Source organism: Massilia atriviolacea, assembly GCF_003953935.1.
GTDB lineage: Bacteria > Pseudomonadota > Gammaproteobacteria > Burkholderiales > Burkholderiaceae_D > Telluria_A > Telluria_A atriviolacea.
The window spans coordinates 140,935-150,379 of record NZ_RXLQ01000017.1; the positions used below are offsets into that span (position 1 = coordinate 140,935).

A 9,445-nucleotide genomic window follows, 5' to 3' on the forward strand; every position below is an offset into this window, starting at 1 on the left:
ATACTCCAAGGAAAAACATGAGCAACGCCCTTATCGCCTCGGTGCAGAGCATGCAGAACGACCAGCGCCGGCTGGACACCATCAGCCAGAACATGGTCAACATCGCCACGCCCGGCTACAAGCGCGCCATTCCCGTGGCCGGCGCCTTCGACGCCATGCTGGCCGCGCCGAGCCGGGGCGCGGCGGCCCTGGCGGCCCAGGCGCCGACCGTCAACAGCGTGCTCGACCTGTCGGCCGGCGCCTTCAAGCAGACCAACAAACCGTTCGACCTGGCCATCGCCGGCGACGGCTACTTCGAACTGGCCACCCCGCAGGGCCCGGCCTACACCCGGGCCGGCGACTTCCACCTCGACGCGCGCGGCCGCCTGGTGTCGCAGGCCGGCTTCGCCCTGCAGGGCCTGCAGGGCGACCTGGTGCTGAACGGCGCGACGGCCGCCATCGACCACGGCGGGCGCATCACCCAGGACGGCGCCACGCTCGGCCAGATCAAGCTGGTGCGCTTTGCCGATGCGCGCGCGCTGGTCAAGAACGGCGCCGGCCTGCTGCAGGCGGTCCCCGGCATGGAAGGCGCCACCGAAGCGAAGCCCGAACTGCAGGTCGGCTACCTGGAAAACTCGAACGTGACGCCGATGCGCGAGATGGTCAGCATGATGGAAACCACGCGCCACTTCGAGGCGGCCCAGAAGCTGTTCCAGGGGTACGACGAAAAGATCTCCAGCGCCATCCAGAAACTCGGCCAGTTCTGAGCCGCACCACTTCATCGACCAGGATTACCATGAACGATTCACTCTACATCGCCGCCACCGGCATGCAAGCCCAGCAGCAGAACATCGACGCCATCGCCAACAACCTGGCCAACGTCAGCACGGCCGGCTTCAAAAAAGGCCGCGTCAATTTCCAGGAAATGATGCACGTCGACCCGAACCAGCCGGGCGCCGCGCGCGCCGGCCTGAACGGCCCGCTGGGCCTGGGCATCAGCGTCGGCAGCGTGGCCAAGGATTTCGCGCCGGGCGCCCTGGCCCAGACCAACGCCCCGATGGACCTGGCCATCAACGGCGCCGGCTTCATCGAAGTCACCCTGGCCGACGGCAGCCGCGGCTACACGCGCGGCGGCACCCTGCAGATCAGCAAGGACAACTACCTGGCCACCGCCGACGGCCACGTGCTCAAGGCCGCCATCCACGTGCCGCCCAACGCGGCGGGCATCAAGATCGGGGCCGACGGCAAGGTCTCGGCCCAGATGCAGGCGAACGGTCCGCTGACCGAGATCGGCCAGATCGAACTGGCCAGCTTCGCCAACCCGTCCGCCCTCAACGCGGTGGCCGGCGGCATCTACGCGCCGACCGACGCGTCGGGCGACGCCAACCTCGGCAAGCCGGGCCAGCAAGGCATGGGCGTGCTGGCGCAAGGTGCGCTGGAAAACTCGAACGTGACCCTGGTCGACGAGATGGTGACCCTGATGATCGCCCAGCGCGCCTACGAAATGAGCTCGAAGGTGATCCAGGCCTCCGACGAGATCATGGGCCTGACCAACAACCTGCGCCGCTAAGACCCCGATGCGCGCCCTGCCCCTCGTATCCGTGCTGATTCCCCTGCTGCTGGCCGCCAGCGGCGCGCTGGCGGCCGCCCGGGTCACGCTGAAAGGCAGCGCCCTGGTGGCGGGCGCACGCATCACGCTGGCCGACGTCGCCAGCGTGCAGGGCGAGGATGGCGCCGCGCTGGGCGCGCTCGACCTCGGCCCCGCACCCCTGCCCGGCTACAGCGCGCGCATCTCGCGCGCCGAGCTGGAGCGCACTCTGCGCTCGCGCGGACTGGCGGCGCAGCTGGCCGGCGAGAACGCGGTCAGCATCGAGCGCCGCGCCCAGGCGTTCGACGCGCGCCAGCTGACGGCCGTCGCCGAAGAACATCTGCGCACGCACCTGGCCGCCGGCCACAGCCGCGTCGAACTGGAACTGGCGGCGCCGCTGGCCGAGCTGCAACTGCCGGCCGGCAAAGCGACACTCACGCCGCGCGCGCTGGCGCCCGGGCTGGTGGCGCGCCGCCGCATGCAGGTCTGGGTCGACATCGCGGTCGACGGCGTTTTCGCGCGCGCGGTCGCGCTGCCGTTCCAGGTGCGCGCTTACCGCCCGCTGCTGGCCGCCGCGCGCGAGCTGCCGGCCGGCGCCCTGCCCGACTGCGGCACCCTGGTCGCGCGCGAGGACGACGTGACGGCGCTCGACGGCGCCGCCGCCGCGCCCGACTGCGGCGCGGTACGCGGACGCCTCAAGCGCGCCATGGCGGCCGGCGCGCCGCTGCTGGCCGCCAACCTGCAGCCCGAAGTCGCGGTGGCCCAGGGCGAGAGCATCCGCCTGCAGATGCGGGACGGCGCGATCCTGCTGGAGTCGCGCGCCACCGCCCTGTCCGACGGCAACGTCGGACAGCGCATCGAGGTGCGCCCCGCCGGCGCCAACAGCACCGTGCGCGCCGAAGTGGTCGGCCCGGCCCTGGTCAAAATTTACTGAAAGCGAATCGATGAACTCCCGGATACTCTCCCTGCCGCTGCTGCTGGCCCTGTGCTGCGGCGCCGCCCACGCGGACAATCTGTACAACGAAAAGACCTACCGCCCGCTGGCCTCGGACAAGCGCGCCCACCTGCCGGGCGACGTGCTGACGGTCATGATCTATGAAAGTTCGAGCGCCCTGACCAGCGCCGACACCCAGCTCCAGCGCAACAACACGGTGGGCGTGCAAGCGGCCGCCGACCGCCATGCGCACAGCCTGGCCGTGGGCGCCAACAACAACTTCGACGGCGGCGGCACGGTGCAGCGCGCCGGCAAGCTGCTGGCCCAGATGAGCGTGACCATCACCGGCACCGCCCCCAACGGCGACCTGCTGGTGGCTGGCGAGCAAATGCTTGAAATCAACTCCGACAAGCAGGTGATCAAGGTCGAGGGCCGCGTGCGCACGCTCGACATTTCCGACGCCAACACCGTGATGTCCTTCCGCATCGCCGATGCGAAGATCAGCTACCTGGGCGACGGCGACCTGGCCGCGCGCCAGCGTCCGGGCCTGTGGTCGCGCCTGTTCACGTGGGCGGGCTTCTGATGCGCCGCCTCGCCGCTTGCCTCATTGCCTCCCTGCTGCTGGCCGTGGCCGCCGCCGCCCCCGCGCACGCCGACACGGTGCGCCTGAAAGACATCGGCAAGTTCGCCGGCTGGCGCGACAACGCCCTGGTCGGCTACGGCCTGGTGACGGGCCTGGCCGGCACCGGCGACTCGGCCGGCAACAAGGCCACGCGCCAGTCGATCGCCAACGTGCTGGCCCAGTTCGACGTGGCCGTGCTGCCGGACGATATCCAGAGCCGCAACGCCGCCGCCGTGATGATCACCGCCAAGCTGCCGGCCGTGGCGCGCGAAGGCGACACCATCGACGTCACCGTCACCTCGATCGGCGACGCCCGCAGCCTGGCCGGCGGCAACCTGCTGATCTCCCCGCTCAAGGGCCCCAACGGCAAGGTCTACGCGCTGGCCCAGGGCGCCCTGTTCGTGGGCGGCTACAAATTCGACCAGAACGGCAGCGTGGCCCAGAAAAACCACCCGACCACGGGCGCCATTCCGGGCGGCGCCACGGTCGAAGTGGCGGTGCGCGCCAATATCCTCAGCGCCGACAACAGCATGACCTTCACCCTGGCCGACGCCGACTACACCACCGCCTCGCGCATCGCCGGCGCCATCAACGGCGCGTTCGGGCAATCGCTGGCCAAGGCGGTCGACGCCGCCGGCATCGAGATCGCCGTGCCCGAGCACGCGCGCGCCAACCTGGTCGAGTTCATCACCCGCATCGAGCGCCTCGGCGTCGAGCCGGACAACCGCGCGCGCGTGGTGGTCGACGAGCGCACCGGCACCGTGGTCTCTGGCGGCGACGTGCGCATCGCGCGCGTGGTGATCTCGCACGGCGACCTGAAACTGTCGATCGTGACCGACAACAGCGTCTCGCAACCGCTACTGGTGCGCCAGACCGGCCCCGACGTGCGCACCGAAACGGTGGCCAATTCGCGCATCCGGGTCAGCGAACGCGACGAAACCGGCTATGTCAGCGCCTCCAACAATTCGGTGGCGGACCTGATCCAGGCCCTGACCCGCATCAAGACCAGCACGCGCGACATCATCTCGATCCTGCGCGCGGTCAAGGCGGCCGGCGCGCTGCACGCCGACCTGGTCATCCAATAAGCCATGCACCCCATTCTTATGCCCGATTCTTACAGGAGTTTCACCCATGTTCGGTTCCACTGAAGCCGTCACCGTCGACATGGTGCGGCTGGCGCTCGACGCGTCCAGCCTGCGCCAGCAGACCATCGCCCACAATATCGCCAACGTCAACACGCCCGGCTTCGCGCCGGCGCGGGTCGATTTCGAGCAGCAGATGGGCGCCGCGCGCGCCGCGCTGAACCAGGGCGAGCCGGTCACCGCCGCCATGCTGGGCGGCGTGCGCCCGGTGCTCATGCGCCTGGCGCCCTCGGTCGATGCCGACCGCAGCGCCATGCTCGACCTGGAAGTGGCCGACATGGCCCAGAACACGGTCCACTACCAGGCCCTGGTCAAGGCCCTCGGCAAGCATATGTCGATCATGAGTTCGGCCGTCGCGGAAGGGAAACGCTGATGGACTACCGTAACGCATTCGCCATCAGCGCCAGCGGCATGACGGTCGAAAAGACCCGCCTCGACACCACCGCCGTCAACCTGGCCAATGTGCACAGCACGCGCGGCCCGGACGGCAAGCTGTTTCGCCCGCTGACGGTCAAGGTCGGCGAAGCCGGCGCCAGTTTCGCCGCCGGCTTCACCCAGCTGCAGGGCGCTACCCTGCGCGGCGCTACCCTGCGCGGCGCCGAAGTGGTGCGCATCGAAGAAGCCAACGTGGCCCCGCGCATGGTATACGAGCCGGGCAACCCGGACGCCGACGCCAAGGGCTATGTCTCCATGCCGGGCGTGAACCAGGTGACCGAAATGGTCAACCTGGCCAGCGCCCTGCGCGCCTACGAAGCCAATGTGGTGGCGATGAACGCCGCCAAGACCATGGCCCTGAAAGCACTCGACCTGGGAGGTCCGCAATGAGTATCGACGCCATCACCTTCCTGCCGCCGCTGGCCATGCCGGCCGCGCCCGACGCCGCCGGCGCGGCCAAGGCCCCGGGCGGGGAATTCGCCAGCTGGTTCGGCGCCCAGTTGGCCGACGTCAACAGCCAGCTGGTCACGGCCGACCAGGGCATCCAGCAGCTGGCCGCCGGCGACGCCAGCAACCTGCACCAGATCATGATCAACCTGGAACAGGCCAAGCTCTCCATGCAACTCGTGATGCAAGTCAGGAACCACCTGCTTGACGGTTATCGCGAACTCATGCAAATGCAAATGTAAAGGTAGCAACCCGTGACCGCTTTTAACGATTTCTGGCAGCGCGCCGACCAGCGCGCCCGCACCGGGCTGATCATCGGCGTGCTGCTCATCGCCCTTGTGACCGTGGCGCTCGGCGCCATGCTGCTGCGCACCGACTACCAGGTGCTGTTTTCCGACCTGGCGCCGCAGGACGCGGCCACCATGACGGCCGAGCTGGACAAGCTGAAAACCCCGTACCGCCTCAGCGGCGACGGCAACACCATCCTGGTCCCGGCCGAGCTGGTGCACCGCACGCGCCTGAAGCTGGTCGCCAAGGAATTGCCGCTGCGCGGCGCGGTCGGCCTGGAACTGTTCAACTCGAGCGAAGTCGGGATGACCGAGTTCACCCAGAAGGTCAACTACCAGCGCGCCCTGCAGGGCGAACTGACCCGCACCATCCTCTCGCTCGACGAAGTGGCGAGCGTGCGCGTGCACCTGGTGATGGCAGAGCAGGCGCTGTTCAAGAAGAACGTGAAGCAGGCCAAGGCCTCGATCAGCATCGCCATGAAACCGGGCCGCGCGCTCGACGCGACCCAGGTGCAGGGCATCCAGCGCCTGGTCGCGGCCGCCGTGCCCGACATCAAGGCCGGCGACGTGACCATCGTCGACCACAACGGCGTGGCGCTGACCCGGCGCAGCGGCGCCGAGGGCGAGGACGGCGCCGCCGGCGGCGACAGCCTGGACGACAAGCGCGCCCTCGAAACCTATCTGAACAAGAAGATTTCGGCCATGCTCGACCGCACCTTCGGCCCCGGCCAGGGCATCGCCAGCGTCGACGTCGTGCTCAACCACAAGCACGTCAAGACCACCACCGAAAACGTGCTGGGCAAGGACGCCACGGGCGAAGGCGCGGGCGCCGGCGTGATGGTGCGCGAACGCATGACCTCGCGCGACGGCCCGGCCGACGCCGCGGCCCCGGCCGGCGCGGGTGCGGCCAACGGCACCGTCACCAGCGAAACCGACTACCAGGTCGGACGCCGGGTGGAACAGGTGGTGGCCTCGGCGGGCGCCATCAGCCGCGTCAACGTGGCGGTCGTGGTCAGCGGCGCGCTCGACCAGGCGCGCCTGGACCGCGTGCGCGATGTGGTCGCGCTGGCGGCCGGCATCGACAGGGCGCGCGGCGACGCCGTCTCGGTGTATTCGATGGACCAGGTGGCGAGCGTGCCGGCCGCCGGCGCGGTGCCGGCGCAGGCCGCGCCGCTCCAGGCTGCGCCGCTCCAGTCCGCCGCGGCCTTGACCGCCGCGCCCGCCCCGGCCGCCAACACCCTGCTGCTGGCCCTGGGCGCGCTGATCGCGCTGGCCGTGCTGGCCCTGGCCTGGCGCCTGTTCGCGCGCCCGGCCCAGCCGCAACTGAGCCTGGAACAGCGGCGCCTGCTGCTGAACCAGGTCAACGACTGGCTGGACGCCCCAGGCGCCGCCCGCAAGGACCCGTTCTGATGGCCGCGCACCGCCAGTCCGCCCTGCTGCTGCACGGCCTCGGCCAGGCCGACCAGCGCTGGATCCTGTCCCAGCTGGGCGAAGAAGACCGCCGCATCCTGGCCGGCCACCTGGCCGAGCTGAAAGAACTCGGCATCCCGGCCGATCCCGCGATCGCGCGCCAGGCCGGCGGCGCGCGCGCGGTGGCCGACCAGGGCCCGCTGCACAAAGCCTCGGCCGCCACCATGCTGCAGGTGCTGGCCGATGAACCGCTGTGGCTGGTGCGCCAGGTGCTGGCCCTGGCCGACTGGCCGTGGCGCCAGGCCTACCTGGAAGCCCATCCCGAACAGCAGCGCGAGCGCCTCGGCGGCGAGGTCCATCCGCCCCTGCATCCGCAGGCGGCGCAGCGCCTGCTGGCGCGCCTGGCCGAACGCGCCGCCCGGCACGGCGCCGCCCCCGCCACAGCGGCGCTCGCGCCCGGCCCGCTGGCGCGCCTGCGCCAGGCCATGCGCCGGAGCGCCTGATGCAGCGCTACGTCGACGCCATCCGTTCGGCCGACCTGGTGCGCAAGGTCGGCCACGTGCGCCAGCTGGCGGGCCTGAGCATCGAGTCCTCCGGTCCGGACGCGCTGGTCGGCGAAATCTGCGACATCCGCCCGCGCCGTGGCGGCGCCAGCGTGCGCGCCGAAGTGGTCGGCCTGCGCGACGGCCGCGTCATGCTCATGCCCTACGGCGAAATCCAGGGCATCGGCGTGGGCAGCGAAGTCGTGGCCACCGGGCGCATGCCGCGCATCGCGGTCGGCCCGGGCCTGCTGGGCCGCGTGATCGACGCCTTCGGCGACCCGCTCGACGGCGGCGAGCCGATCCACACCAGCGAGTTCCGCCCGCTCAAGGCCACGCCACTGAACCCGCTCTCGCGCCCGCGCGTGACGACCGTGATGGAAACCGGCGTGCGCGTGATCGACAGCATGCTGACCATGGGCCACGGCCAGCGGGTCGGCATCTTTGCCGGCAGCGGGGTCGGCAAGAGCACCCTGCTCGGCATGATCGCCCGTAACACCCTGGCCGAAGTCAATGTGATCGCCCTGATCGGCGAGCGCGGACGCGAGGTGCGCGAATTCATCGACAAGCACCTCGGCCCGGAGGGGCTGGCGCGCTCGGTGGTGGTGGTCGCCACCTCGGACCAGCCGGCGCTGGCGCGCGCACGCGCCGCCTACGCCGCCACGGCGATCGCCGAATACTTCCGCGACAACGGCAAGCAGGTCATGCTGACCATGGATTCGGTGACCCGCTTCGCCATGGCGCGCCGCGAAATCGGCCTGTCGATCGGCGAGCCGCCTACCGCGCGCGGCTACACCCCGTCGGTGTTCGCCGAACTGCCGGAGCTGTGCGAGCGCTGCGGCACGGCCGACTCGGGCGGCGCCATCACCGCCTTGTACACGGTGCTGGTCGAAGGCGACGACTTCAACGAACCGATTTCGGACATGCTGCGCGCCACCCTGGACGGCCACATCGTGCTGGCGCGCCGCCTGGCGCAGCAGGGCCACTACCCGGCCATCGACGTGCTGCACAGCGTCAGCCGCCTGTTCGGCGACCTGGCCGGCGAGGACGACCAGGCCCTGGTGCACGACACGCTCGAATGCCTGGCCGTGTACGACCGCAACCGCCAGCTGATCGACATGGGCGCCTACCGCGCCGGTAGCAGCGCCGAGATCGACAACGCGATCGCCCTGTGGCCGGCCCTGACCCGCTTCCTGCGCCAGCGCGAAGCGAGCGGCATCGCCCGCGCCGACGCCATGGCCGCGCTGCGCGAGGTGATGGCGCAGCGCGCCGTGGACGCGGAGGCGGTGCCATGAGCGGCGACCGCCGCGGCTTCGCCTACGCGCTCGAACCGGTGCGCAGCATGACGGCCTGGGAAATCGACGAGATCGCCAGCGACCTGGCCGTGCTGAACCAGGCCGCGCGCGTGCTGCAGCAGGCCTGCGACACGCTGGCCGGGCAGTTCGCGGCGGTGCGCGCCGACATCATCGCCCAGCGCCAGGCGCAGGCCGCGCTCGACATCGGCGGCCAGCGCCGCGCGCACGACTACATGCTGCAGGTGCAGTTGCAGTTGCAGGCCAAGCTGGTCGAACTGCGCGCCGCCGAGGAAGAGCGCGACGCCATGTACCTGCGCCTGATCGACGCACGCAAGTTCGCCGAAAGCCTGGACCGCGACAGGGAAGCCCAGGCCGGCGAGCATGACCAGAAAGTCGCCAAGCAAGGCTACCAGCTGTCCGACGACAACTGGCTGCAACGAATTCATTGGAGGAAAAACACGTGACAAAAATCAGCGCCTACATCGCCGCCCCGGACGACAAGACCGCCGCCACGCGCCAGGCCGACGCCGCCAACCAGCGCGACAGCTGGCTGCGCCAGATGGAACTGGCCCAGCTGGCCGAGATGGGCAAGGCCGGCGCCGCCCAGGGCCGCGCCGACGCCCGCGCGCCGGCGCCGCCGCCGGCCACCCTGCGCCCGATGCCGCAGGCCGAACGCGCTCCCCGGCGCGAAGAAGAGCGCGCGCGCGCCGCCGCCCCCGAGGAAGAACACGCGCCCGACGCGGCCCGCCAGGGCGGCGCCAGCGCGC

The 9,445-nt window shown here is 70.6% G+C and carries 12 protein-coding genes and 1 pseudogene; all 13 read left to right on the forward strand.

Features of this window, described 5'->3' with window-relative positions; genetic code table 11:
• The first annotated feature begins 17 nt into the window (after positions 1-17).
• On the forward strand, positions 18-746 hold the full coding sequence (locus EJB06_RS25625; RefSeq protein WP_126076861.1) for a flagellar hook-basal body protein: 729 nt from the start codon (positions 18-20) through the stop codon (positions 744-746).
• Between the two features lie 29 nt (positions 747-775).
• Positions 776-1,549, forward strand: a complete 774-nt coding sequence (gene flgG / locus EJB06_RS25630; protein WP_126076862.1) for a flagellar basal-body rod protein FlgG — start codon at positions 776-778, stop codon at positions 1,547-1,549.
• A gap of 7 nt (positions 1,550-1,556) precedes the next feature.
• Entirely contained in the window at positions 1,557-2,501 is a 945-nt protein-coding gene (gene flgA / locus EJB06_RS25635; protein WP_126076863.1) for a flagellar basal body P-ring formation chaperone FlgA, read from the forward strand.
• 10 nt (positions 2,502-2,511) lie between these two features.
• Entirely contained in the window at positions 2,512-3,084 is a 573-nt protein-coding gene (locus tag EJB06_RS25640) for a flagellar basal body L-ring protein FlgH (RefSeq protein ID WP_229427286.1), read from the forward strand.
• A complete protein-coding gene (locus EJB06_RS25645; protein ID WP_126076864.1) occupies positions 3,084-4,208 on the forward strand; it encodes a flagellar basal body P-ring protein FlgI in 1,125 nt (374 codons plus the stop codon). The genes EJB06_RS25640 and EJB06_RS25645 overlap by 1 nt, the downstream gene beginning before the upstream one ends.
• Positions 4,209-4,254: 46 nt before the next feature.
• Positions 4,255-4,638, forward strand: coding sequence for a flagellar basal body rod protein FlgB (gene flgB, locus EJB06_RS25650; RefSeq protein ID WP_126076865.1), 384 nt, complete (start codon positions 4,255-4,257; stop codon positions 4,636-4,638).
• A complete protein-coding gene (gene flgC / locus EJB06_RS25655; RefSeq protein ID WP_126076866.1) occupies positions 4,638-5,090 on the forward strand; it encodes a flagellar basal body rod protein FlgC in 453 nt (150 codons plus the stop codon). The genes flgB and flgC overlap by 1 nt, the downstream gene beginning before the upstream one ends.
• Entirely contained in the window at positions 5,087-5,389 is a 303-nt protein-coding gene (gene fliE / locus EJB06_RS25660; RefSeq protein WP_126076867.1) for a flagellar hook-basal body complex protein FliE, read from the forward strand. Before flgC ends, fliE begins: the two co-directional genes overlap by 4 nt.
• Positions 5,390-5,401: 12 nt before the next feature.
• Positions 5,402-6,844: a flagellar basal-body MS-ring/collar protein FliF gene (fliF, locus tag EJB06_RS25665; protein WP_126076868.1), complete on the forward strand. Its 1,443-nt coding sequence runs from the start codon at positions 5,402-5,404 to the stop codon at positions 6,842-6,844.
• On the forward strand, positions 6,844-7,347 hold the full coding sequence (locus EJB06_RS25670; RefSeq protein ID WP_126076869.1) for a hypothetical protein: 504 nt from the start codon (positions 6,844-6,846) through the stop codon (positions 7,345-7,347). The genes fliF and EJB06_RS25670 overlap by 1 nt, the downstream gene beginning before the upstream one ends.
• Positions 7,347-8,678 (forward strand): FliI/YscN family ATPase, encoded by a 1,332-nt coding sequence (locus EJB06_RS25675; protein WP_126076870.1) that lies wholly within the window; start codon positions 7,347-7,349, stop codon positions 8,676-8,678. The genes EJB06_RS25670 and EJB06_RS25675 overlap by 1 nt, the downstream gene beginning before the upstream one ends.
• A complete protein-coding gene (locus tag EJB06_RS25680) occupies positions 8,675-9,142 on the forward strand; it encodes a hypothetical protein (RefSeq protein WP_126076871.1) in 468 nt (155 codons plus the stop codon). Before EJB06_RS25675 ends, EJB06_RS25680 begins: the two co-directional genes overlap by 4 nt.
• Positions 9,139-9,445 (forward strand): annotated as a pseudogene (locus EJB06_RS25685) (hypothetical protein); the annotation flags it as partial. The gene EJB06_RS25680 and the pseudogene EJB06_RS25685, both read left to right, overlap by 4 nt.